Below are 23,785 nucleotides of genomic sequence, written 5' to 3'. Positions count from 1 at the left end.
ACTGACATAACACATCGGGCGGCACCGCCGCCCGAACGCCTTTAATGACGCAGTAACCGACAGGACCCTTCATGAGCCAAGACTCAACCTTGCTCGATGCCGAAGAACGCATCGCCCTTAAGGACTACTCCGAGAAAGCCTACCTCGACTACTCCATGTACGTGATTCTGGACCGGGCCCTGCCGCATATCGGCGACGGCCTCAAGCCGGTCCAGCGGCGTATTGTTTACGCCATGAGCGAGCTGGGCCTGAAGGCCACGGCCAAGTTTAAAAAGTCGGCACGTACCGTGGGTGACGTCATCGGTAAATTTCATCCCCATGGGGACTCGGCCGCGTACGAGGCCATGGTCTTGATGGCCCAGCCCTTCTCCTATCGCTATCCGCTGGTGGATGGGCAGGGCAACTGGGGTTCTCCCGACGACCCGAAATCCTTTGCCGCCATGCGTTACACCGAGTCGCGCCTGGCCCGCTACAGCGAAGTGCTACTGGAGGAGTTGGCCCAGGGCACCGTCGACTGGCAGCCCAACTTTGACGGCACCATGGACGAGCCCGAAGTCCTGCCCGCAAAAGTACCCAACGTGTTGCTGAACGGTACCACCGGTATTGCCGTGGGCATGGCCACGGATATTCCGCCGCACAACCTGCGCGAAGTGGTCGGGGCCTGTGTGCACCTGCTCGACAACCCCAAGGCCAGCCTGGACGAATTGCTCGAGTATGTGCAGGGCCCGGATATGCCCACGGAAGCGGAAATCATCAGCGCCCGTGAAGATATTCGCCGTATTTACCAGACCGGCAAGGGCAGCCTGCGTATGCGCGCGGTCTGGCAAAAAGAAGCTGACACCGGGGATCTGGTGGTCACGGCGCTGCCCCATCAGGTCAGCGGTGCCAAGGTGCTCGAACAGATCGCGGCCCAGATGCAGGCCAAAAAACTGCCCATGGTGGCGGACCTGCGCGACGAGTCCGATCACGAAAGTCCCACGCGCCTGGTGATTACCCCGCGCTCGAACCGGGTCGATGCGGAGCAGGTGATGCAACACCTGTTTGCCACCACCGACCTGGAGCGAACCTACCGCGTCAACATGAACATGATCGGTATCGACGGTCGCCCGGCGGTGAAAACCCTGGATAAAATTCTCGATGAGTGGCTCAAGTTCCGCACCGTCACCACCCGTCGCCGCCTGCAGTTCCGCCTGGACAAGGTGGAAAAACGCCTGCACCTGTTGGAAGGCCTGTTGATCGCCTATCTCAATATCGACGAGGTGATTCACATCATCCGCACCGAGGACGAGCCCAAGGCCGAGCTGATCAAGCGCTTCGGTTTGAGCGACGTTCAGGCCGACTATGTGCTCGACACCAAGCTGCGCCAGTTAGCGCGCCTGGAAGAAGTCAAGATTCGCGCCGAGCAGGAAGAGCTGGAAAAAGAGCGCAACAAGTTACAGAAAACCCTGGATTCGGCCACCCTGCTGAAAAAACTGATCCGCAAAGAGTTGCTGGCCGTGGCCGAGGCCTACGGCGATGATCGCCGCTCCCCCATCGTCACCCGCAAAGAGGCCCAGGCCCTGAGCGAAACCGAGCTGGTAAGTGCCGATCCGGTGACTGTGGTGGTGTCCGAGAAGGGCTGGATTCGCGCCGCCAAGGGCCACGATATCGACCCGGCGGCACTCAGCTACAAAGCCGGAGACAGTTTCAAGTTCGCGGTGCGTGGCAAGAGCAATCAGAGTGTGATCCTGCTCGACTCCACCGGGCGCAGCTACGCGATTACCGCCCACAACCTGCCTTCGGCGCGGAGTCAGGGCGAGCCCATCAGTGGGCGCCTGAATCCTCCCAACGGCGCCACCTTTGAAGGCGCCATGATGGGGCCGGACGAGCAGCGGGTGCTGCTGGCCTCGGACGCCGGTTACGGCTTTGTCGCCAAGCTGGCCGATCTGTCCAGTAAAAACCGCGCTGGCAAGGCCCTGCTGACCCTGCCCAAGGGGGCCCAGGTGCTGCCGCCCCAGGCCGAGGTCAATGTCGGCCAGGACCTGCTCGCGGCGGTGAGTACCGAAGGCCGTCTGCTGGTATTCCCGGTCAGTGAGCTGCCCGAACTCGCCCGGGGTAAAGGCAACAAGATCATGAACATCCCCGGCGCCCGGGTCCAGAGCCGCGAGGAGTATGTGCTCGCGGTGGTGGCCCTGAGCCCGGGGCAGTCACTTACGCTATACTCAGGCAAGCGCCACCTGACCCTCAAGCCCGCCGACCTGGACCACTACCGGGGCGAGCGCGGGCGCCGGGGCAACAAACTGCCGCGCGGCTTCCAGAAGGTCGATCGCGCGCAAGTGACCGAAAAATAACGGGGGCACCCATGAGTGAACTGCGTACCCATGCCCGCACACCCGCGGCCATGCGCCTGAAAATCCGACATGACCGCCTGGGTGAGCTGGTGGTCAACACCCGCGACATTTCCGACGGCGGGGTCTTTGCCGCGATCGACAACCCGGACATTACCGTGGGCGAGCAGGTCCATGCCCAAGTGATGGGCATTGTCGCCGCGCCGGAGCTGACCCTGGAGGTGGTGCGGGTAGCTGAGGACGGCATCGGCTTACGCTTCACCAAATAAGCGAGACCTTCTGCCTGAACCGATCAGCTTTTTTAGCGTCGAAACCCTCATACCGTCAATCGAATACCAGGAGATTTCATGATCAGGTCCCTATGGATGCTTTTTACCGTGGCTTTGTTCTCGCTGGGTCTGTCCGCGCAAGCGGCGGTGGTGCTGCAATACCACCATGTGAGCGAGGATACCCCTCCCTCAACCAGCGTTACCCCCGCCCTGTTTGCGGAGCATATGCAGTACCTGGAAGACAATGACTTCGAGGTGCTGCCCATGATGGACGTGCTGGAAGCCTTGAAGAAGGGCGAGAGCCTGCCCAGTCGTACGGCGGTGATCACCTTTGACGACGCCTATGACTCGGTCTATACCGAGGCTTTTCCGCTGCTGAAAAAACGCGATTGGCCCTTCACCGTATTCGTCAATACCAACCCCATCGATGCCGGGCGCCGGGGCTTTGTCACCTGGGAGCAGATGCGTGATATGGCCGAGCACGGCGGCACCATCGCCAACCACACCGCCGATCACACCTTTATGCCCCGGCTGCGCGACGGTGAAAGCCGCGCCCAGTGGCGCGAGCGAATCACTGACGAGCTGATGGTGGCGGAGAAACGCATCGAGGAGGAGACCGGCCAGAGCGTGAAGGTGCTGGCCTATCCCTACGGCGAGTACGACAATCACGTGAAGGACTTGTTGGGCGATCTGGGGTTTATCGGCTTTGCCCAGAACTCCGGGGCCATTGCGAGTCACAGCGATTTCCTCGCGCTGCCGCGCTACCCCTTTGGCGGGGTATTTGGGGCCATGGATGATTTCCGTACCAAGGCCAACTCCCTGGCGATGCCGGTAACCGATGTGCGTCGCTATCAGGATGAGACCCGGCGTAAGGCTTTTGACGATGTGGTGGTGCCTGCGGGCAGCCGCCCGGTGCTGGTACTTGAGCTTGAGGACGCCAGTATTGCGGGGCGCATCAACTGCTTTGCCTCGCGTCAGGGCGCCATAAAGACCGAGGTGGTCGATGGTACCACCCTGGTGGCCATTGCCAACGAGCCTTTGAGCCCGGGCCGTGTCCAGTACAACTGTACGGCGGGTAGCTCAGAGCGCGGGCGTTTTTACTGGCAATCGCAGCAGTGGCTGGTGACGGACAAGGACGGCAACTGGGTTCACCAGAACTAGCGCTACCGCCAGAGTGCCGCCAGGGCGTTGAGCAGTTGCTCGCGCCGATAGGGTTTGTGCAACAGCGGCAGGTCTGCCAGCTGGTGGCGGTCGCTCAGGGTGTCCAAGGGATTGGAACTTTTCTGATTCCCTTCGGCTTAGTGGAAGTTATAGCAGTCACTCTCGAGCTGCGTTTGTTTGGTTGAACACTGGAAGTCACAGAGACAATACTGGGAATCAGGATGCGCGATATACTCTTATAGTGCTTTCTCCAGATGAGCAGATTTGGTCGGCTCATGCCCCTAATGATCCCTTTCAGGTCGTTACCTTCGTGCCTCCAGTATCAGGAAGCTACCGGTTTAGAATTTTCCGGGTATTCCAACTCAAATACTAACACTAACTTGGAGGCAGACTTGTCAATTCGATGGCAAGCAAGTCCTTGCGCGAGCCTGTGTACAAGCGGCTCGTTCTTTTCTAGGAGAAGTTCATGAGTTTTAATAAATCGATATTTTTAATCGTTGCTTTTGGCCTTCTGGCCGCCTGCGGCGGTTCGGACGATGAGGGGCCCCTCGAAGAGAGTGGGTTGGTCGAGGACAATGGACCGACCGAAGACAACGGCCCGATCGAAGATGATGGTCCTATTGAAGATGATGGTCTGGTCGAAGAGTCCTATACCGCCATAGCGTGCCCGGAAATTTCCCTAAACAGCGGAGCTGGGACGGAAATTGGGGACGCTGACGGCGGCCTGAGTGAGCGGGTGGACAATGCCCACCGTTTTCGGGAGATCTACCTGGCACTTCAACACTACTCGGAGCCGCCACCACCACCGGAAATTGACTTTTATGAACAGCACGTGCTGGCCTTGGCGTATGGGGGGACGCCCAATCTGGAGTACGAAACGGTAGTGAAGCGCATTGCCGGTGATGATGCGAAAGTCCAGGTTGACTACCTGACAGTAATCCCTGGCTTGGGCTGTGGGGTCCATGACCTTGCGGGCTACTCCTATTGCCTGGTGGCCATCGAGGCGACTGAGCGGGAGGTGGAATTTGTCGGGCGCGAGGAGGTGCGCGATTGTGACTGAATCCATTGGCCTCATTAACGTCGAAAGCCTCATAGTGCCAACGAGCCTTTGAGCCCGGGCCGTGTCCAGTACAACTGTACGGCGGGTAGCTCAGAGCGCGGGCGTTTTTACTGGCAATCCCAGCAGTGGCTGGTGACGGACAAGGACGGCAACTGGGTTCACCAGAACTAGCGCTACCGCCAGAGTGCCGCCAGGGCGTTGAGCAGTTGCTCGCGCCGATAGGGTTTGTGCAACAGCGGCAGGTCTGCCAGCTGGTGGCGGTCGCTCAGGGTGTCCTCGGCAAAGCCTGAGGCCAACAGAACGGGGATATTCGGGTGGTGTTGGCGCAGGTGCCGGGCCAATGCCACACCGTTGGTATCGCCGGGCATGATGATATCCGAAAAAACGCCGTCGAAGCGCCGGTCGAGCAGGGTCAGGGCCTCGTCGCCACTGCCTGCCGTGGTGACCTGATAGCCCGCGCTCTCAAGCATCGCCACGGCCACTTCCCGCAACTGATCATTATCTTCTACCACCAGCAGGTGCCGACCTTCGGCGCTTGCGGCGACTGTCTGCGCGGGAGTCCCGGGCGGCGACGGCTCCGGCGCGGTGTCGGCCTGACCTCGGGAGCGGGGGAGATACACATCGAATCGACTGCCTTCTCCCGGCTCGGAATAGACGGCGATGTAGCCGCCAGACTGCTTGACGAAGCCAAACACGGTGCTCAGGCCCAGTCCTGTGCCTTTGTCCGGGGGCTTGGTGGTGAAGAAAGGATCGAAAATCCGTTCGATATCCTCGGGGGCGATGCCCTCGCCGCTGTCCTCAACGCTGATCACCACATAGTCTCCGGGAGCCACATCGCTGTGGCTGCTGGTGAAGGTCTGGTCGAGTGTGATGTTGCGTGCGCGCAGGCTCAGGCGCCCGCCCTCGGGCATGGCGTCACGGGCATTGAGGGCCAGATTGAGCAAGGCATTCTCCAGTTGGCTCAGGTCGCAGTGGGCCTGCCACAGATCCGCTTCGACATCAAAGCGCAGGTCAACCAGACTCCCGAGTGAGGACTCCAGTATGGGCTTCAGGCCGTCGAGGGCCTCATTGACGGCAATGGCTTCCGGCGCCAGGGGTTGGCGTCGACTGAAGGCCAGCAGGCTCTGGGTGAGGCTGGCGGCGCGCTCGGCGGCCTGGGTGATCAGTTCGCCGGCGCGTTCAACATCCGGGTTGTTTTGGCTCCGAATAAAAAGGGTGTCAGCATTGCCCAGAATGACGGTGAGCAGGTTGTTGAAGTCGTGGGCAATCCCCCCCGTCAAACGGCCGATTGCTTCCATATGCCGGGATTCGCTCAGCGCCTGTGCCAGCTGGCGCTCTTCGGTGACATCGACAAAATACACGGTCAGGCCATCGCGTGAGGGGTAGGCGCGCACTGCCAGCCAGACGTCCCGGGGCTCGTAGTAGGCCTCTACGGACACCGGCGATTGGGTCTCCACGGCCTGGGCGAAGGCCTTGATAAAGGCGCTCGGTTCCTCTTCTTCACAGTAGTCGGTAATGGGCTGGTCGATCAACGACTGTTCGTTCGGACCCAGAATTTCCTGAGCCTTGCGGTTGGCGTAGGTGATGATGAAGTTGTGATCGAGGACCAGGAAGGCGTCGGTAATGCTTTCGACGGTGGTGTTGAGTCGCTCCGCCAGCTTCCGGGCTTCGAGTTCCAGTTGCTTGCTATAGCTAATGTCGATGGAGGAGCCCATCCAGCGCAGGATCTTGCCGGTATCGTCGCGCTCGGGCGTCGCTTGGGTCAGGTGCCAGATATAGTGGCCCAAGTGATGGCGAAGCCGGAATTCGACCCGGTAGTCGGTACCGCTGGCGATCGATTCCAGCCAGACCTTTGTGGTGATCTCCCGGTCGTCCGGGTGCAGTAAACCGAGCCAGTCGGCCAAAGCCTCTTCGCGGGTTTTCCCGGTCAGTTCGCACGCCTTTTTGCCGATGTAATCCACAACCCCGTCAGGTGTCGCGGTCCAGATTTGCACGGGCAGGCTTTCCGTCAGGGATTCAAATTGCTGGCTGCGTTCGATCGCTTCGGCGTGGTGCAAACGCATCAGTGCGATGACACGCCAGTAGTAGTCGATCGCCGTGGCCAGCAGTATTAGTGCCAGACTTGCCCCCAAGCGGTTAGACAGAACCAGCGCCATGGGTGTACCTTCGGGAGCCTCGGCTGAAATTGCCAGTCCAGCCCAAGTGGCGATGACACTGACGCCGGTACTGAGCCAGAGTAGTGGGCGTTGCTGGCGTAGGGCGGCCACCACCACCAACGGCAGATACAGGAAACCGTGGGCGAAACCCAGGGGCGTCAAGGAGTCTGCTGCAAATATGCCCAGGCACGCGACGACAATGAGCGCAGCACTTACGAAGTTCAGGTTTGTTGGTCCAGTCGCTGGCATAAGAGGCTCGCTCGGAAGTCAGGATACCATGGCAATCGGGCGCCAATGCCGCGTTAGCGCATCGGTCAGGGTTTCGTTCGCGTTGGGTTTCAGGTACGCGATACCGATTTCGCAGTGAATCTGATGGTTCTCGCTTGGTCGGTCGTTGTTCCATTCTGTGATATAGGCGTTCAGGTGTTGCGCCAGTGTCAGTGCGTCTTTTTCCTTCATTTCCAGTTGGATGGCAGCCACTTCTGTGCCGCGGTAGCGACCGAGAATATCGGCGGAGCCTGCTACCTGAGCGAGAATTCGCCCGGCTTCCTGAATGATGGCGTCACCCTGGTCCCGTCCCAGCGCCTGGTTGGTGAGCGCAATACTGCTCAGTTGCAGACTGATAAAGGTCGCACTCAGATCGAGTCGTTTGCACAGTTCGAAGGCTGCATCTGCCTGCCGACGAAAGACGGATTTGCTCACCAGGCCCGTGGTCTGGTCGGTAGCGTCCCGAGCGTTGAGGGCCAGCTCCTGTTCCAGCAACAATCCGAGCTCGCGTAGCAGCTTCTGATCCTGCGGCGAGAGCATCCGGACTTCACTGTCCATTACACACAGGGTGCCGACCTTGTGGCCCTCCGGTGTGCACAGCGGCTGGCCGGCATAGAAACGCACATGGGGCGGTCCCTGGACATAGGGATTGTCGCGAAAGCGCGGGTCGCGGCTGGCGTCGGCGACGATCAGCATCTCATCGGTTTCAATGGCTTTGCTACAGAAGGCTACGCTGCGCGGGGTTTCCGACAGGCTCAGGCCCTGGCGGGATTTGAACCATTGGCGGTTTTCATCCAGTAAGGTAATCAGTGCCATAGGGACATGAAAAAGGCGTTGGGCCAAACGGGTAAAACGATCAAAACGTGCCTCGTCGGGGGTGTCGAGCAGTTTCAGGCGTTTGAGTGCCGCAATCCGGTCGCGCTCGCGCGCCTGTTCGCGTTCGGTTATCCAGGGCAACACCGCCTCGGCGGGCATGGGGCGGGCGACGTGATAGCCCTGAGCCAGATCACAGCGCAACTCCCGCAAGTAGGCCAGCGTGCTCGCGTCTTCGATGCCCTCGGCCGTGGTACTCAGTTTCAGGCTGCGCCCCAGTTCAACGATGGAGCGGATGACCACCCGTGATTCCTCCGAATCTGCCGCAGTCATGACAAAACTTTTGTCGACCTTGATCTCCGAAAAGGGCAGGCGTACGAGCTGGAGCATGGAGGAGTAGCCGGTGCCAAAATCGTCGATAGACAGGTGGAAGCCCTGCATGCGCAGTCGGGTCAGGTTGTCGAGCGAGGCGGTGGCGTCGTGCATGGCACTGGTTTCGGTCAGCTCGAGGACCACGCGCTGAGGATCGATTCCCAGTTGTCGGCAGCGTTGGGATATGTCGTCAAACAGTTGTTTGTTGGCCAGCGAGTGGGCAGAAATATTGAGCGACAGACGCACTTGCAGCAGCAGGTGGCTCCCCAGAGCGGTGACCGGGCCTTTGGAGGACAGGCCGGCCAGCCAGTCGAGCGCTTCTTCGGCGAGCTGGGCGGTGAGGGTGTCGATCAGCCCGCTTTCTTCGGCCATGGGGATAAAGGTGTCCGGCGCAATAAACCCCAGTTCCGGGTGATGCCATCGGGCCAGTGCTTCAAAACCGGAAAGGGTGCCGGTGTGACAGGCCACTTTGGGCTGGTAGGCCAGGTGAATCTGGCGGGTGGCAATGGCGTCGCGCAGGTCGTTGAGGGTTAAGGCGCGCTCGGCCTGCGCCCGTTGCTGTTGGTGGTCGGTGAGCTGGCCTCCTTCGCCAACCGCTGTGTTTAGCAGCTCGCGCAACGCCCCGGCAGAAAAGGGTTTGGGGAGTATGCCCGCAATGTTCAGGCCATGTCCTCGGGCACTGCGCCCGGCGGCGTCCAGCACCCGGCTGCCGACGCCGCTGGTAATGATGATCCGGGCCTGGCACTGGTGCTTGGCCAGTTCAGCCATGACCTCAACGCCGTCCATGTCCGGCATGATGAGGTCCAGGGCAATGATGTCTGGCACCCAGTCGTTGACCCGGGCCAAAAAGTCGTCGGCGTTGGCGGTGCACAGGACATCAAAGCCGGCGTAGGTGGCAATGCGCTGGATGGTTTCGCCGGTGAGTGCGTCGTCGTCAAGAATCAGTAGACGTGCAGGGGCGCTTTGCGAAACCGGTGTATCGGGCATCGTAGGCGCCTCCTCGTTATCGTGCCGCGGTCACTCGCCAGTCGTAGGCATCAAAGTTATTGAAGCGGATCAGGTGCTGTAGTTCGTCGACATAGTCCTGACCACGGCTGGAATAGTGTAGCAGGGTGCTGACCAGGGCGTGGCCATCGAGCACATCGCCGTTGGCCCGTTGCTCGGCCCGCTGGTTGCGGAACGCCTGGTACGCCCGGTGAGTATTGATGTTCCGGTAATAGGATTGCACCGCCGCTTCGACACTGTCGAACAGCTGAACCTCGTGGCGCGCGCCCTCCGGACGGCGACCCGGCACCAGGCCACAGCCTTCGGTAAAGCACCACTGGCCAAAAATATTGTTGGCTTCCCGGGCAAAACGCGAGGTGCCCCAGCCGGACTCCGCGGCCGCCTGGGCGAGCACCATGGACGGCGGAATTTCATCGGCGCGCCTGAGCAGCCGCTCTAGCGCAACTTGGGTATCCGGTTCCCGCTCCTGGGACAGGCGGTAACGGATCCGCAATTGTTCCAGGCGCTGTTTCTGGCGCCGGCTGAGCGGCATTCCCATCTCGACCTGGGTGTGCATGGCGCTCAGTTCGACGCGCAGGCTGCGAATATACTGGTTGCGCTCATCGATCATGGGCAGCAGCAGGTCGATAAAGGCCTGTTTGCGTTCGGGAATATGGCTGATGGCCCCCATGTCCGGTAGCTGTGTTTGGCTTGGGCGCAGCTCGGGTGTACGCGGAATGGTGACCAGTTCGGCCTCTTCCTGGACTGGCGGGTGGGCAATCAGCCACCAGGCGAGCGCCAGACAGGCCAGCGCGTAGGCAATAAACGCCAGGCCGGGAAGCGTGCGAAACAGCGTGTGTTGCATAGAAAATAAACCTTGTTATAACCACGTCCATTTCAATGAGTATAGATGGATTTGCCGCCAGTGCAGAGGGATTTTACAAGTCCAGCTCTCGGCGTAATGCATCCAGACGTTTCTGGTTTTCGGCTTTGGACAGGGGTGTGTCGATATGTTCCGGGAGTGCCGGAGCGTCAGGAACCGGGAGCTGAGCGCCGTTCATCACCTGCTCACACAGGCGTCGATAGTTACGTTCAAACACCGGGAACGCGGCCCTTTCGGGGCTGCTGGTGAGAAAGAACCAGTCACTGGCGACGCCAGCGTGGTAAACCGCCGGGTGGCTCCAGGAATAGGCGGCCTTGGGGCTGGGGGCCTGACAAGCCTCCACGTAAGCTCTGTGGGCATCGGGTAGGCCGTAACTTTCCGGATCGCCCTGGCAGGCGCGGATCATACGGTTGAGGGTGGGCAGGTAGTCGCTGGTTTCAATCACCTTGCGCGCCCCACGGCGGATGGAATCGGGTTCAAACTGGCTCAGGCTGTCGAGCCACAGGCGTTTGATTTGGGCCAGGGTCTGCTCGTCGCTGTAGGCCTTGTAATATTGATTGTGGTAATTGATCCGAAACAGCGCAAAAGCCTCATTGATGGCATCAATGTGGCCATCGGTGGGTTTGGGGCGGGGCTGCTCAGCTGGCCCAGCTGCGGTCGGTGAGGTCCTGGACGAGGCTGCGATCGCGCGTGTGACCTGATCGATGAGCGGTTTGCTGTCCTGCATCTTGGCCTGCCTGTTGTTGCGATGAATGGGGTTGCAGGGCCCGTTGCTTGTGCTTGGCCCATTGGTATTTTACATGCTGGAGAAATTTTGTGTTCCAGGAGCTGTGCAGCTGATTACTGTCGCGCCAAAAGAGCACAAACTCAGGCACCGCCTGACGGGCAAAGTCGACGTCGATATTGGCCAGCCGGAGCACATCGTACACATCCTGACTGGGCTGCCAGTCATCCGCAATGCGCCGGGGCGAGGGGTCGTGCTCGAGCGCGGCGTTGTAGCGGAGCCATTGGCGTTTGACGTGCTGGATGAACTTGCTGTTCCAGGTGCGGCCGATGTCGCCGCGCTCCTGCCAGTAGAGCACAAACTCGGGAACGGCGTCCTCAATGAACGCCAAGCTGATATTGGCGTGTTTGACCAATACCTCAAGGGCATCCCGGCTTGGGCGCCAGCCGCTACTCATGGGCACCTGCTGGTCCCGGCGCTGGGTGCTCTGTTCGCGTTCGCGCCACTGGCGCAGCAGGTGTTTGAGGAATTTTGAGCCCCAGGCATGGTGGGCCTCGGCCCGTTCGCGCCAGTAGGTGATGAATTCGGGCAGCTGCTCGCGCACAAAAAACTCCGGGATATTGTGCTGGGCAATCTGGGCCATCAGCTCCCGGTCCGGCTGCCAGTGCGGGCCGATCAGGCTCGCGCCGCGGGTCGGGCTGGGTGTGGGCGCTGCGACTGAAGGCGCCGGGTTTTCGGCCTGCTCGTTGAACACCAGGCGCAGCTCCCGGCTCTCGCCGTAGGGCGCAGAGTCCAGCAGAATGACGCCTTTGTCGGCCAGGTTGCGACTGACACGCTGGATGTCGTGGGCGTTCCAAAAGGGCATCAGTTGCTCTACCAGGGTCTGCTCAAGGACCAGCCACTCGCGCCCGGCACCGGTCGAGCGTTGGCGGTAGAGTGCCGCTTCGTTGAGCAGCGTGAGCATGACCGCTTCCTCCAGGCCGATGGTGGCGGCCAGAGCGGGGGAAACCGTCAGGGGCTTTTCGGGGATCAGGGATGAGCTCATGGCGCCTACTTTACCATTACCGCACACAAAAAACCGCACAGGCCGGAGGGCACTGTGCGGTTTGGGGAGAACCGTCCGGCGGTGGGCCGCCGGGGTTCAGGGCCTTACCAGGCCTGGCTGTCTTCCGGGTTCAGGATCTCGTCAGACAAGCTCGGGCCGAAGTCGATACGGCCTTCGATGTCGTCTTCGACGAAGATCGCGCCGGTGTCCGGACCCATGATGTAGAGCGGGTTGCGCCCGGTCTCATCGCGCAGGGTCAGGTCTTCAGTGCGTACTTCGTACACCTGATCCAGGGTCAGAGCGCGCGACTTGGAGCTGATGGTCACGTTCTTCAGGTACAGGTCCTTGACGCGATTGAACTGGGCACCGACCTCGGCGTTTTTAATTTCGATGTTCTCTAGGTGGATATTCTCCAGCCATTTCTCGGGCAAGCCGATAAAGGAGATGCCGGTAGGTACGCCGTCAACACTGACATTGCGGATAAAGATATCGCGCACCGTCGGGGACGGACCCATGGCGGAGGGGCCGGTGTAGAAGGTGTTCACGTTGATGGCTTCATAGGTGATGTTGTGCATCTCGATGTCGCGCACATGAATATTTTCGATCACGTTGCCGCGACCGCGCTCGGTTTTAAAGCGGATGCCGCGGTCTGCACCGTCAAAGAAGCCGTTGTAGACGTAGACGTTCCGGATGCCGCCCGAAGTTTCACTGCCGAACACGACGCCACCGGAGCCGGTACGTACGTTCACGGCGCGGAAGTTGCGCACGACGACGTTCTCGGTCGGGATATTGATCGCAAGACCATCCTCGTTCATACCGGATTTGATCACCACGGCGTCATCGCCGGTTTCCAGGTGGTTGTACTCTAGCAGCACGTTCTTGGAGGAGTCCACCACGATACCGTCGCCGTTCGGTGCGTCCAGGCTGTTGACGCGAACATCCCGCACAATGGCGTTTTCGCTGTAGACGAGATGAACGTTCCAGAAGGGCGAATCGTTCAGGGTGATGCCTTCGATCAGAATGTTCTCGGACTCCCACAGCAGCAGGAAGCTCGGGCGCATGCCTTCCATACCTGAGCCTTTGCCGAAGTCGCGGCGTGACAGCGGAGACTTGGCGGCGACGGCCCGCGGCGGAGCACCCAGCTCTCGGTACCACTCCCACCAGCTTTCGCCCTGACCTTCGAACACGCCCTTACCGGTAATGGCGACGTTCTTCAGGCCCGTGCCATAAAGCAGCGGTGAGTAGTTCAGGGCCTCGACGCCCTCGTGGCGCTGCAGTACAACCGGCAGATATTCTTCGCGGTCGGTGGTGAAGAAGACCTGAGCACCTTCCTCTACATGCAGATTGATGTTGCTCATCAGGTGAATCGGACCGGTCAGCCATTGGCCACGCGGGATGACCACTTTGCCGCCGCCAGCGCGGTTGGCCGCTTCGATGGCGCGGTGAATAGCTTCAGTCACGAGTTTGTCGCTGGTCTGGCTGCCGCTGAAGGTTTCAGCACCGAAGTCGCGGATATTGAAGGTACGATCCGGAATGCTCGGGCGCTCCATCTGCGGCATGGGGAAGGGCGCCTGAATGGGCGCGATTTCGTAAGGGGTGTCGGCGTTCGCTGAGGCACCCAGGGTCAGGCCCAGCGACAGCAGCGCGGCTGAAGCCATACCTTTCAAGGTTGTTACTTGCATGCGTTCTCTCCCGTTATGCATTGTTCTCGGAGGGTCGTACCCCGGTTTTTGAATTCATGGTCTGTGGGTCTTCCGGCTCATCTGTAAGCCCCCAAAATGGGGTGCCAGTGCCAAAGCCCCTATTCTGACACAAACTCTTGGCAGAGTCATGATTGCGTCCATCAGTGCTAAAAAGTGTTAATCGGCGCGTACGACCCGGTTGCGACCCAGATGCTTGGCCTCGTACATGGCCTTATCTGCACGTCCGATCCAGGTTTTCCGGCTGTCGCCTGACTGCCCCCGGGCGACCCCGAGACTCACTGTAACCGGCCCCAAACCTTTACCAAACTTAATGTTTTGTCGCCGTTCCCGCCGCCGCTCGGCCGGTGGCGCGGGTTACCAGCCACAGGCGCCACCCTAACAGTACACTCGCCAGGGCGAGGCCCGTAGTCAGTGCAATCCAGAAGCCGGGAGCCCCCAGGGCCGGGCCCAGCAGCTCAGTGAAGGTGAGAAGGTAGCCAAGCGGCAAACAGATGCCCCAAAAAGAAAGCAGCATAATAAACATCGGAATACGGGTGTCCCGATAGCCGCGCAGGGCGTGAATGGCGGCGACTTGGAGGACGTCGGCTACCTGAAAGGCGGCGGCGAACACCATCAGCGTCAGAGCCACCTCAATCACCGCCGGGTCGTTGGTGTAGAGCTGGGCGATGAGATTGCGTCCGAACAACAGGGCCGGGGCATAGAGGGCTGCGACGCCCAGCGCCAGAAGCATGCTGCTGCGAGCCAGTGCTCGGGCGGTTTCCGGGTGCCCGGCGCCCAGCAAGTAGCTGACCCGGAGGGTCAGGGCCATGCCCAGACTCAAAGGCACCATAAACATCAGCGAGACGACGTTGAGCACCACCTGATGGCCGGCGACCACGGTCGCTCCCAGTGGCGCGAGGAACAGGGCGATAACCGAGAACATGCTGACCTCGACAAAGAGCGCCCCGCCGATGGGCAACCCCAGGCGTAACACCTGACGCATCACGGCCCACTGCGGCGGCGTGCGCCACACCAGCAGGTGGTAGCGGCGATAGATTTTGCTGCTGTTAAGATAAAGCAGCAGCCCGATCAGGGCGAGCCAGTGGGACAGCGTGGTGGCCCAGCCACAGCCCACACCGCCGAAAGCGGGAACACCGAGCTTGCCGTAAATAAAAATATAGTTGAGGGGCAGGTTGATCAGGGTAGCCAGCAGTGAAAAGAGCATAATGACCCGGGTGTGACCGAGGCCGTCGGTAAGTCCGCGCAGCGCACCGAGTAGCATTATGGCGGGGAGTCCCCAGGCCAGTGCCTTCAGGTAGCCCTCGGTGATCGCGCGGGTGTCCGGTTCTAGCTGGAACAGTGCCAGCAGCGGTCCGGCGTTGATGACCAACAAAATCATCCCTAGGGCTGCGGCCTGGCTGATGTAAATGCCTTGCCAGGTCACGGGCATGATCCGGCGCGGCTGTCGGGCTCCTTTATAACCCGAGATCATTGGCTGCATGGCGCTCAGCACGCCCATTGAAAAAAGTACCAGGGGTACCCACAGGCTCGAGCCGATGCCCACCCCGGCCAGGTCTTCGGCGCTGGCGTGACCCGCCATAATCGTATCGATGACGCTGTTGGCCATCTGTGCCAATTGCGCCACCAGAATCGGTCCGCCCAGGATTGCCAGTGCTCGCCACTCGGGAAGTGCCTGCCGCAGGAAGCCGGTCTTCGAGGGGGGGCTGCTGACGAGCGGTTGACTCATGATAGGGGTTCCGACATGCTCTGGAAAAAACAGGCGGACACTATACCGGAAATGAATCGACAGTATCACAGCCGTTCGCTCTGGGTCTGGGCAGCGATCGCACTGATCTGGCTGACGCTGGCGCTGCGCTTGGGGCTGGCCGTCATCGAGCAACCTGAATTGCCCGCCTGGCAGGCCGTGCTCGGCAGTTTCAGTTATTTTACCGTGCTCACCACGTTGCTCGCGGCCTTGGCGTTGAGCGCTACCCGTGTCGTGCCCTGGTCGCCGTTAGCGCGTCTCGGGGCGCCAGGCTTTATGGGCCTTGTGGTGGTCAGCCTGGTGTTGGTGGCGCTGGTGTATACCCTGGTCCTCCGCAGCCAGTGGCAGCCTGAGGGGCTGCGCAGGTTCGTGGATATCCTGCTGCACGATGTGATTCCGGTACTGGTATGTGTCTACTGGTGGTTGTACACAGCCAAGGTCGGACTGCGTTATCGCTGGGTTGGCGTGTGGCTGTTGTATCCGCTGATTTATCTGGCCGGGGTGCTGGCACTGTCGTTTACGGGTGCCGATTACCCCTATCCCTTCCTGGATGCCGGCGAGCTGGGCTTTGGGCGGGTCGCGCTCAATGCGATGGGGCTGTTGGGGCTCTATGCTGGCCTCGCGACGGGACTGGTTGCGCTCAGTCGCTGGCGCTACCGCAGCACCACAAAGGCCTGAATCTGCTCTAGACTCGTTAATAAATGCCCTTGGCTGCCGTTAATACTATAGAGCGTATGACCGCTTTTACTTTTCGGTATGTCATTTGCCGTCAATGCCGCCGTATCGCGCAAGCGCAGCTGCCTGCCGCAGCGGCCTAGGTTTGGAGCCTGGAACCATGCAACTGTTACGTCAATTTTCGATTTCCCAGCGCCTGATGGGACTCGTGTTGCTGACCCTGATTGTCGTGGTCGGGCTGCTGGGGCGCTTCGCTTTCAGTTTTCACACCAGCCTGCTCGATGCCCGAGCCGAAAAAGTCCAGCATATGGTCGAGGCGGGCATGGATATCCTTGCACACTATCACGCTCAGGAGCGCGCGGGAGCGCTGACCCGGGACGAGGCCCAGTCTCAAGCGGCAACCGTGCTTGGCGCCCTGCGTTACGACGCCGATGATTATTTCTGGATTCACACCAATGATCTGGTGATGGTTCGCCATCCGTTCAGTCCCCATCTGGATGGGCGTAGCATCGCCGATATTCAGGATCCCAACGGCAAGTATCTGTTCCGGGAAATGAACCGCGAGGTGCGCGCGTCCGGGCAGGGGTTTGTCAATTACTACTGGCCCATGCCCGGGCACGATGAGCCGGTGGAAAAGATCTCTTATGTGCAGGGTTTTCAGCCTTGGGATTGGGTTTTGGGGACCGGTGTCTACCTGAATGATGTGCGCGGGGATTTTTGGGCGGCCATGGCATTCCAGTTTGTTATCGCTGCTATTGGTGTCGCGTTACTTATCGGTCTGAGTTTGGTCGTGGCCGGCAGTATTGTGCAACCTCTGCGCCGAGTGACTCGGGCGATGGCGGACATTGCCTCGGGCGAGGGCGACCTGACCCGACGATTGGACACGCAGGGCAAGGACGAGCTGGTTGCCTTGGGCAAGAATTTCAACCAGTTTACCGATAAGCTGTCCGGTGTTATCGAGCGGCTGCGGGAGGTGGTCGGCCAAAACCGGGAGATTTCCGAACAGGTCGAACAGGCCATGACCGATGCTCGGACGTCCTACGATCGGCAGAAAAAAGAGCTGGATACGGTGGCCTCCGCTGTGGAGGAAATGAGTATTACCGCCCAGGATGTCGCCCAGCGTATTACCGAAACCGCGAGCTCAGCTCAAGACGCGAGCAAGCACGCGAGCAGTGGTCAGCGCCAGGCGCAATCCACCCGTGATGCGATGGAGCATCTGGCGGAAGAAATTGCCAGTACCAGTCAGGCGATGGCAGAGCTGGATCAGCAGTCGCAGACCATTGGCGGAGTACTCGATGTCATTCACGGGGTGGCCGAACAGACCAATCTGCTGGCCCTGAATGCCGCCATTGAGGCCGCCCGCGCCGGGGAGCAGGGGCGCGGTTTCGCCGTGGTGGCGGATGAGGTGCGGACCCTCGCCAGCCGGACTCAAAGTTCCACTGACGAAATCCGGGAGATGATCGGTGCTCTGCAAAAAGGTACCGGACTGGCGGTGACGTCCATGTCTTCGAGTCACGAACATTCAGATGCCATGCGCGCCCAGGTGGGAGAGGTCAAAGCGGTACTGGCTGCCATATTTGACTCGATTAACACTATTACTGATATGACCCATCATATTGCCACCGCCGCTGAGGAGCAGTCTCAAACGGCCAATGAAGTTGCCGCCAGTCTGAATAAGCTCAGCCAGCTCAGCGATCGGGTGTTGGTGGAGCTCAATGATACTGCGGGCAACACGCAGCTGTTGAATCAGGCGTCGAGAGAGTTGGACGAGATTACCCGGCAATTTAGAACCGCCCGCGACTAGGGCGGAGGGCCTGTTTTTGGGCGTTCAGTTTTGCTTTACATCCCCGGGGGAGTAGTCCATACTAAATCTCGCTGGTAAAGAATACAGCTGATTCGCTTCATTACAATTTCGATGAATACCACGTAACACTGCACTTTCACTGTGGTTTTGGTATTGGCTCTAGGGCCGATAGCAGCAAGCCCCAGTCAAAGCCGCTGAAACACCGTAGCATTCCGTTTTGTTCTCGTAATCAGTTCTCTTTCTGGCAGATCATCGCCCAGATGGGTTCATTTTATTTGTTTTTTGGCAAGTTCGCTTGCTATTGGAGATTAGTATGTCGGAAGTTACCGGTTCAGTTAAGTGGTTCAACGAAGCAAAAGGTTTTGGTTTCCTGGAGCAGGAAGGCGGCCCGGACGTATTCGTTCATTTTAGCGCCATTTCTGGTTCTGGCTTCAAAACCCTGGCCGAAGGCCAGCGTGTCAGCTTCACCGTAGAGCAAGGCCCCAAAGGCCCGCAAGCCTCTAACGTACAAGCCATCTAAATCCGCCGGGTGCTGATGCACCCGCTGTGATTCGATGGGCTTGCCCAAAAAATCCTCGCTTCGGCGGGGATTTTTTTTGGGCGCACTTAAAGCCCCAGCGCCAGTGCCAGGCCGATGGCGCCCGCTGCGGTGCAGTAGAGCAGCATCGGCCCCAGAGTCAGACGGATGATCTGGCCTTCCCTACCGGTCAGGTTGACCACCGCAGCGGCGGCCACCACATTCATTACACAGATCATATTGCCCGCATTGGAACCCAGCATCTGCAGGGCCAGTACCAGCTGTGGTGATTGCCCCGTGGCGAGCGCCGCTTCTTGCTGCAGACTGGCGAACATCATATTGGAAAAGGTCGCCGATCCGGCAATAAAGCTGCCGAGTGCGCCGATAAAAGGGGCGACCAGGGGCCAGTAGCTGCTCATGTGAAGCGCGGCGCCTTGGGCTAACTCCGCCGGCATGGCACCCAAGCCGCTGGTGTTGACGCCCGAATTCAGAAAAATCCGGACCAGGGGAATGGAGGCCGCCAGGGCGATGGTCGCCGGCAACAGGCTGCGCAACGTCGCCTTGCCCGCGGCGACGGCTAAGCGCGGGGGTTGGCGGTAGAGTAACAAGGCTGCCAACGCCACCAGCGCAAACAGGGTGCCGGGCAGATACAGCGGCGTCAGGCTGGTACTGATCTCTGTTCCCAGCAGGTTGCGCCAATTCAGGCTGACGCCCTGCAGCCAGCCCTTGAAGGGCAGGGCATCCACCCGCGTGGCGATCAGCACCAGAGCGGCGAGCACGTAGGGTGCCCAGGCCAACCACAGGGGCATAGGGGTAGCACTCGGGTCCGCGGCATCGCTTGCGTTGGGCGCTGGGTCGCCGGGCAGGCGCCAGGGAATCCCGGGCAGTAGCCAGCCCCGGCGCGCGGCGCTCACCACCAGTACCAGGCCCACCAGGCTGCCAATCACCGAGGGGAATTCCGGCCCCAGGGCCCAGGCCACGAGCCAGGCGGGCAGGGTGAAAGCGAGCCCGGCAAAAAGCGCAAACGGCCAGAGCACTAACCCTTCTTTCCACGATTTGTTGGCACCAAAATAACGGGTCAGCAGACCAATCATCAGCAGTGGCAAAAAACTGGCGACAAAAATATCGATACTGATGGCGGTCTCTGCAATGGCCTGCAACTCTTCGGCACTGGTGTCCGGCAACCCCTGCGCCAGACCCACCAACACCGGCGTGCCCACGGCGCCAAAAGACACCGGCGAACTGTCGGCAATCAGCGCCAGCGCTACCGCCGCCAGGGGCGGAAAACCCAAGGCCACCATCAAGGGTGCACCGATCGCGGCCGGGGTGCCAAAACCACTGGCACCCTCAAGAAATGCGCCGAACAGCCAGGCGATGATGATCACCTGCACCCGCCGGTCCGGCGAAATATGAAAAAAACCGTTGCGGATCACATCCAGCGCACCCGCCAATCGCAGGACGTTGAGCAACAAAAGTGCGCCGAACAGAATGATCAGAATCGAGCTGGCCACAATCCAGCCCTCCAGCACTGACGCCGCCAGCTGCCGCACCGGGACCTGCCAGACCCAGGCGGCGAGCACCGCCACCACCGCGAGGCTGAGGGGCATGGCCCGGCTGGCGGGCAGGCGCAGTAGCACCAGCAGTACAAACACCGCCAGCACCGGCATCAAGGCGGTCAACAATTGCCACAGGTTCATGGTCGGAAACGTCCTTCTACGTTAGTATGCTCTGTTCGGAAGCACTGCGGAGGCGGTTGGGGGAGCGTGTGCGGGACCGTGCGCAGCAGGGATGCTGCGCTCGAGCCCCCAGGGACGGGTTTACGGCGAGTCCCGCACACGCTCCCCCAACCGCCGTGCTCCTTGTAGAGTAGCCGGATAATGTAACTGACTGAAGGAAAACCGTTCTGTGGTGAGCAAAACCAAAACCAAAGCGGCCTATGTCTGTAATGACTGTGGTGCGGACTACACCAAGTGGCAAGGCCAGTGCAGCGAGTGCGGGGCCTGGAACAGCCTGAGTGAAGTGCGCCTTGGTCCGACACCGGGTAACCGAGCGGCCCGCTTCGAGGGTTACGCCGGTAGCGCCGGTGCCAATGCCGTGCAGACCCTGGCCGAGATCAGTCTGGAAGATCTGCCGCGTATAGGCACCGGCGCTGGTGAGTTCGATCGGGTGCTCGGCGGCGGATTGGTGCCCGGGTCCGTGGTCCTGATTGGCGGTCACCCCGGGGCCGGTAAAAGTACCTTGTTGCTGCAGACCCTGTGCAAGTTGGCGGAGAGGTTGCCCGCGCTCTACATCACCGGGGAAGAGTCCCTGCAGCAGGTGGCCATGCGCGCCCAACGCCTGAAGTTACCCACCGATAAGTTGCAGATGCTGAGTGAAACCAGTGTCGAGAGTATCTGCGCCACGGCGCAGAAGCTGGCACCCAAAGTGATGGTGGTGGACTCCATACAGGTGGTGCATATGGCGGATATTCAATCGGCGCCCGGCTCCGTATCCCAGGTGCGCGAGAGCGCTGCCTACCTCACCCGCTTTGCCAAGCAGACCGGCACCATTCTGATTCTTGTCGGCCATGTCACCAAAGACGGCTCGCTTGCCGGCCCCAAAGTGTTGGAACACATGATTGACTGTTCGATCCTGCTGGAGGGTGATAACGACGCGCGCTTTCGGACCCTGCGCGGCAGTAAAAACCGTTTTGGTGCGGTGAACGAATTGGGCGTGTTTGCCATGACCGAGCAGGGGCTGAAAGAAGTCAGCAATCCTTCGGCGATTTTCTTACAGCGTGCCGACGACATTGCTTCCGGCTCGGTGGTAATGGTGATGTGGGAGGGCACACGCCCGCTCTTGGTGGAAATTCAGGCACTGGTGGACGACAGTCACCTGGGCAATCCGCGCCGGGTCGCGGTGGGCCTGGACCAGAACCGCTTGTCCATGCTCTTGGCGGTGTTGCATCGCCACGGCGGTATATTGGTGGGCGATCAGGATGTCTTTATCAATGTGGTGGGCGGCCTGCGGGTGATGGAAACCAGTGCCGACCTGGCGGTGTTAATGGCCATCGTCTCCAGCTTTCGCGACCGGCCATTGCCCCAGGACCTGATGGTCTTTGGCGAGGTGGGATTGTCCGGAGAAATTCGGCCGGTGCCCGGCGGTCAGGAGCGTCTGCGCGAAGCCAGCAAACACGGTTTTCGCAAAGCCATTGTGCCTCACGGTAACGCCCCGCGCGAAAAACACAAAGACTTTGAAGTTATTGCAGTCAAACATCTTTCCGAGGCTCTGGATGCAGTACAGAATTTTTAAACCGGGTGCCCTGGCCTTGGCCCTTTGGTCGCTGGCGGGTGCGGCACAGGGCCAGTCGCAGACTGAAACCATCTACGTCAGTGCAACCCGGGCCGAAAGTCCCGCACTGCCGGTGGCGGCCCCCATCGTGGTGATTGACCGGGACCAGATTCGCGCCAGTGGGGCGACGCAGGTGTCCGAAGTGCTGCGCGCCCAAGCCGGTATTCAACTGCTCGACAGTGATGGCAGCGGTACCCGCAACACCACGGTGTCGATGCGCGGTTTCAGTGGCAATGCCGCCAATAACACCCTGGTGCTGGTGGACGGTCGGCGCTTGAACAATCCAACCCTGGCGGGACCCGCACTCAATACCGTGGCATTGCAGGATGTGGAGCGGATTGAAATCGTGCAGGGCAGCGCAGGGGTGCTTTACGGCGACCAGGCCGTGGGTGGTGTGATCAATATCATTACCCGTCAGGTGCGCGGGCAGGAAGCCTACGGCAGTCTGGACGTGACGCGCAGTAGTTTTGATACCGCCAGCTACCGCCTGAGCTTGAATGAAGGTTATAGCAACGGTGTGACCGTGCGCCTGAACGGCGAGAAGCGCTACACCGATAATTACCGCGACAATCACGACCAGAATACTGAAAATTTGGTTGCCAGTCTGGGCTATCGATTCGACGGCGGTCATTTGCTGATTGAGCGCCAGTGGGTGAATGACAGCTTGCGCCTTCCGGGTCCTCTTACCGATGAGGCCGCCGCTGAAAACCGCCGTCAGAGCAGTACGCCGGAGGACTACTCGGACCAGAAAACCCGTCTCACCCGCCTGGCCGGCCAGTGGCGCCTGGCACCGGGGTGGCGCTTTCTGATGGATTACAGTCATCGGGACGAAGAAGTGCAAGGCCAGGTCAGCGTTCCTCTGACCCAGGTCACGGAAGTGAACAGTTACTCTCCGCGGCTGGTCAACCGCTATCGGGCACCCAATGGCATAGCCACCTGGACCCTGGGTTACGACCGCACTGATGCGGACTATGCACGCTACAGCGAGTGGGGCGATGTGCGTGCCGAGCAGACCATCGACGCCTACTACAGCCATGTGATTTATCCGTTGACCGAGACCCTGAACCTGACCGCCGGTCTGCGCCGTTCGCAGGTTGACGATCGCCAGCCGGACTCGGGCGCGGAATACGAGCAGCGGGTGACGGCCAAGGACATCGGTTTGAGTTACCAACTCACCGGCAATGTCCGCTTGTTCGGCCGCCGGGCCGATGGCTTCCGTTTTGCCAATGTTGATGAGAACGCCTGGACCCTGCCGGATGTCGACCGACTCGATGTCCAAACCAGCCGTTCCCACGAAGTCGGCGCGGCCTGGCGCGGTCGTCTCGGTGAGTGGCAGACGGCTTTCTATGACATGACCATCGACAACGAATTGGCCTACGACGGTCAACAGACGGCCAACGTCAATCTGCCCGAGTCTGATCGCCGAGGCGCGGTGTTGGATGGCCGTTACCCGATCAGTGACGCCTGGGACCTGAGCCTCAATTACACCTACACCGATGCGGCTGTTGCGGCGGGCGATTATGCGGGCAACGACCAGCCCTGGGTCGCTGCCAATACCGGCAACCTGGCACTGGCGTACAGGTCTGGGGACTTCACCTGGTATGTTGATACCCGCTATACGGGCTCGCGCTATCGCCTGGGGGATGAGGCCAATGCCGAAGGCAAGGTGGCTGGACACACCCTGTTCGGGACACACTTCATCTGGGTCGATGACGGCTGGGAATTCGGCTTTCGGGTCGACAACCTGACCGACCGCGAGGTGGCCGGCTATCGGGAGACCTACGCCCCCGGGATGAACGTCCAGTACCCCAGCCCTGGGCGCCGCTATGAGGCGCGCCTCAGCTTGAGTTTCTAGCTGCTATACTCACCCGAGCGCGGCCAAAAAGCGTCGACGCCTGCATCGGGTGGGTGTATGGATAACAGGAGAGACTCAATCAGCCGTCACCTCCGG

At 60.3% G+C, this 23,785-nt stretch carries 18 protein-coding genes; 9 read left to right on the top strand and 9 right to left on the bottom strand.

The window, feature by feature from the left end; genetic code table 11:
- Nucleotides 1-71 precede the first annotated feature (71 nt).
- From parC to DKW72_RS11035, 4 genes are all read left to right on the top strand, one after another.
- The gene (parC, locus tag DKW72_RS11050) at nt 72-2,330 is read left to right on the top strand and encodes a DNA topoisomerase IV subunit A (protein WP_111642432.1); all 2,259 of its coding nucleotides are present in this window, start codon (nt 72-74) and stop codon (nt 2,328-2,330) included.
- Nucleotides 2,331-2,341: 11 nt separating this feature from the next.
- Complete coding sequence (locus tag DKW72_RS11045) at nt 2,342-2,596, top strand: PilZ domain-containing protein (protein WP_111642431.1); 255 nt, start codon at nt 2,342-2,344, stop codon at nt 2,594-2,596.
- 78 nt (nt 2,597-2,674) lie between these two features.
- Nucleotides 2,675-3,757, top strand: coding sequence for a polysaccharide deacetylase family protein (locus tag DKW72_RS11040; protein ID WP_111642430.1), 1,083 nt, complete (start codon nt 2,675-2,677; stop codon nt 3,755-3,757).
- 466 nt (nt 3,758-4,223) lie between these two features.
- Entirely contained in the window at nt 4,224-4,817 is a 594-nt protein-coding gene (locus DKW72_RS11035; protein ID WP_111642429.1) for a hypothetical protein, read from the top strand.
- Nucleotides 4,818-4,990: 173 nt separating this feature from the next.
- Here the strand turns inward: DKW72_RS11035 and DKW72_RS11030 are convergent, their stop codons facing one another.
- The 8 genes from DKW72_RS11030 to DKW72_RS10995 all read right to left on the bottom strand — a co-directional run bounded on the left by DKW72_RS11030 (nt 4,991) and on the right by DKW72_RS10995 (nt 15,490).
- Complete coding sequence (locus DKW72_RS11030; protein ID WP_111642428.1) at nt 4,991-7,222, bottom strand: hybrid sensor histidine kinase/response regulator; 2,232 nt, start codon at nt 7,220-7,222, stop codon at nt 4,991-4,993.
- 18 nt (nt 7,223-7,240) lie between these two features.
- On the bottom strand, nt 7,241-9,412 hold the full coding sequence (locus DKW72_RS11025; RefSeq protein WP_111642427.1) for an EAL domain-containing protein: 2,172 nt from the start codon (nt 9,410-9,412) through the stop codon (nt 7,241-7,243).
- A gap of 16 nt (nt 9,413-9,428) precedes the next feature.
- Nucleotides 9,429-10,274, bottom strand: a complete 846-nt coding sequence (locus DKW72_RS11020; RefSeq protein WP_111642426.1) for a glucosaminidase domain-containing protein — start codon at nt 10,272-10,274, stop codon at nt 9,429-9,431.
- Between the two features lie 73 nt (nt 10,275-10,347).
- Nucleotides 10,348-11,019, bottom strand: a complete 672-nt coding sequence (locus DKW72_RS11015; RefSeq protein WP_111642425.1) for a replication protein P — start codon at nt 11,017-11,019, stop codon at nt 10,348-10,350.
- Nucleotides 10,931-12,061, bottom strand: a complete 1,131-nt coding sequence (locus tag DKW72_RS11010) for a DnaT-like ssDNA-binding domain-containing protein (protein WP_111642424.1) — start codon at nt 12,059-12,061, stop codon at nt 10,931-10,933. The genes DKW72_RS11015 and DKW72_RS11010 overlap by 89 nt, the downstream gene beginning before the upstream one ends.
- A gap of 104 nt (nt 12,062-12,165) precedes the next feature.
- The gene (locus DKW72_RS11005; RefSeq protein WP_198411318.1) at nt 12,166-13,743 is read right to left on the bottom strand and encodes a glycoside hydrolase family 28 protein; all 1,578 of its coding nucleotides are present in this window, start codon (nt 13,741-13,743) and stop codon (nt 12,166-12,168) included.
- Between the two features lie 177 nt (nt 13,744-13,920).
- On the bottom strand, nt 13,921-14,058 hold the full coding sequence (locus DKW72_RS11000) for a diguanylate cyclase domain-containing protein (protein WP_198411317.1): 138 nt from the start codon (nt 14,056-14,058) through the stop codon (nt 13,921-13,923).
- A 13-nt stretch (nt 14,059-14,071) separates the two neighbouring features.
- On the bottom strand, nt 14,072-15,490 hold the full coding sequence (locus DKW72_RS10995; protein ID WP_111642421.1) for an MATE family efflux transporter: 1,419 nt from the start codon (nt 15,488-15,490) through the stop codon (nt 14,072-14,074).
- Nucleotides 15,491-15,505: 15 nt separating this feature from the next.
- On the opposite strand from DKW72_RS10995, the gene DKW72_RS10990 reads away from it, so the two are divergent.
- The 3 genes from DKW72_RS10990 to DKW72_RS10980 all read left to right on the top strand — a co-directional run bounded on the left by DKW72_RS10990 (nt 15,506) and on the right by DKW72_RS10980 (nt 18,507).
- On the top strand, nt 15,506-16,186 hold the full coding sequence (locus DKW72_RS10990; protein WP_157960465.1) for a Pr6Pr family membrane protein: 681 nt from the start codon (nt 15,506-15,508) through the stop codon (nt 16,184-16,186).
- Nucleotides 16,187-16,343: 157 nt separating this feature from the next.
- A complete protein-coding gene (locus DKW72_RS10985) occupies nt 16,344-17,987 on the top strand; it encodes a methyl-accepting chemotaxis protein (RefSeq protein WP_198411316.1) in 1,644 nt (547 codons plus the stop codon).
- 313 nt (nt 17,988-18,300) lie between these two features.
- The gene (locus DKW72_RS10980) at nt 18,301-18,507 is read left to right on the top strand and encodes a cold-shock protein (RefSeq protein ID WP_111642418.1); all 207 of its coding nucleotides are present in this window, start codon (nt 18,301-18,303) and stop codon (nt 18,505-18,507) included.
- An 86-nt stretch (nt 18,508-18,593) separates the two neighbouring features.
- Here DKW72_RS10980 and DKW72_RS10975 read toward each other — a convergent pair whose 3' ends face one another.
- Entirely contained in the window at nt 18,594-20,201 is a 1,608-nt protein-coding gene (locus DKW72_RS10975) for an L-lactate permease (RefSeq protein WP_111642417.1), read from the bottom strand.
- 211 nt (nt 20,202-20,412) lie between these two features.
- Between DKW72_RS10975 and radA the strand changes: the two genes are divergently transcribed.
- A complete protein-coding gene (gene radA, locus DKW72_RS10970) occupies nt 20,413-21,795 on the top strand; it encodes a DNA repair protein RadA (RefSeq protein WP_111642617.1) in 1,383 nt (460 codons plus the stop codon).
- Nucleotides 21,776-23,689 carry a TonB-dependent receptor domain-containing protein gene (locus DKW72_RS10965; RefSeq protein ID WP_111642416.1) on the top strand — a complete coding sequence of 638 codons (1,914 nt, stop codon included), beginning with the start codon at nt 21,776-21,778 and terminating at the stop codon, nt 23,687-23,689. The genes radA and DKW72_RS10965 overlap by 20 nt, the downstream gene beginning before the upstream one ends.
- Nucleotides 23,690-23,785 lie beyond the last annotated feature (96 nt).

This window comes from Marinimicrobium alkaliphilum, assembly GCF_003259155.1.
Classification (GTDB): domain Bacteria; phylum Pseudomonadota; class Gammaproteobacteria; order Pseudomonadales; family Cellvibrionaceae; genus Marinimicrobium_A; species Marinimicrobium_A alkaliphilum.
This window is presented reverse-complemented; position numbering and strand designations above follow the sequence as displayed.

Excerpts from the sequence above, each read along its gene's own strand:
- DKW72_RS11020 (WP_111642426.1), bottom strand. The coding sequence starts at position 10,274 with ATGCAACACACGCTGTTTCGCACGCTTCCCGGCCTGGCGTTTATTGCC.
- DKW72_RS11040 (WP_111642430.1), top strand. The coding sequence starts at position 2,675 with ATGATCAGGTCCCTATGGATGCTTTTTACCGTGGCTTTGTTCTCGCTG.
- DKW72_RS11035 (WP_111642429.1), top strand. The coding sequence starts at position 4,224 with ATGAGTTTTAATAAATCGATATTTTTAATCGTTGCTTTTGGCCTTCTG.
- DKW72_RS11010 (WP_111642424.1), bottom strand. The coding sequence starts at position 12,061 with ATGAGCTCATCCCTGATCCCCGAAAAGCCCCTGACGGTTTCCCCCGCT.
- DKW72_RS10980 (WP_111642418.1), top strand. The coding sequence starts at position 18,301 with ATGTCGGAAGTTACCGGTTCAGTTAAGTGGTTCAACGAAGCAAAAGGT.
- DKW72_RS11005 (WP_198411318.1), bottom strand. The coding sequence starts at position 13,743 with ATGCAAGTAACAACCTTGAAAGGTATGGCTTCAGCCGCGCTGCTGTCG.
- DKW72_RS11045 (WP_111642431.1), top strand. The coding sequence starts at position 2,342 with ATGAGTGAACTGCGTACCCATGCCCGCACACCCGCGGCCATGCGCCTG.
- DKW72_RS10995 (WP_111642421.1), bottom strand. The coding sequence starts at position 15,490 with ATGAGTCAACCGCTCGTCAGCAGCCCCCCCTCGAAGACCGGCTTCCTG.
- DKW72_RS10990 (WP_157960465.1), top strand. The coding sequence starts at position 15,506 with ATGCTCTGGAAAAAACAGGCGGACACTATACCGGAAATGAATCGACAG.
- DKW72_RS10965 (WP_111642416.1), top strand. The coding sequence starts at position 21,776 with ATGCAGTACAGAATTTTTAAACCGGGTGCCCTGGCCTTGGCCCTTTGG.
- DKW72_RS11025 (WP_111642427.1), bottom strand. The coding sequence starts at position 9,412 with ATGCCCGATACACCGGTTTCGCAAAGCGCCCCTGCACGTCTACTGATT.
- DKW72_RS10985 (WP_198411316.1), top strand. The coding sequence starts at position 16,344 with ATGCAACTGTTACGTCAATTTTCGATTTCCCAGCGCCTGATGGGACTC.
- DKW72_RS11030 (WP_111642428.1), bottom strand. The coding sequence starts at position 7,222 with ATGCCAGCGACTGGACCAACAAACCTGAACTTCGTAAGTGCTGCGCTC.
- DKW72_RS11015 (WP_111642425.1), bottom strand. The coding sequence starts at position 11,019 with ATGCAGGACAGCAAACCGCTCATCGATCAGGTCACACGCGCGATCGCA.
- parC (WP_111642432.1), top strand. The coding sequence starts at position 72 with ATGAGCCAAGACTCAACCTTGCTCGATGCCGAAGAACGCATCGCCCTT.
- DKW72_RS10975 (WP_111642417.1), bottom strand. The coding sequence starts at position 20,201 with ATGAACCTGTGGCAATTGTTGACCGCCTTGATGCCGGTGCTGGCGGTG.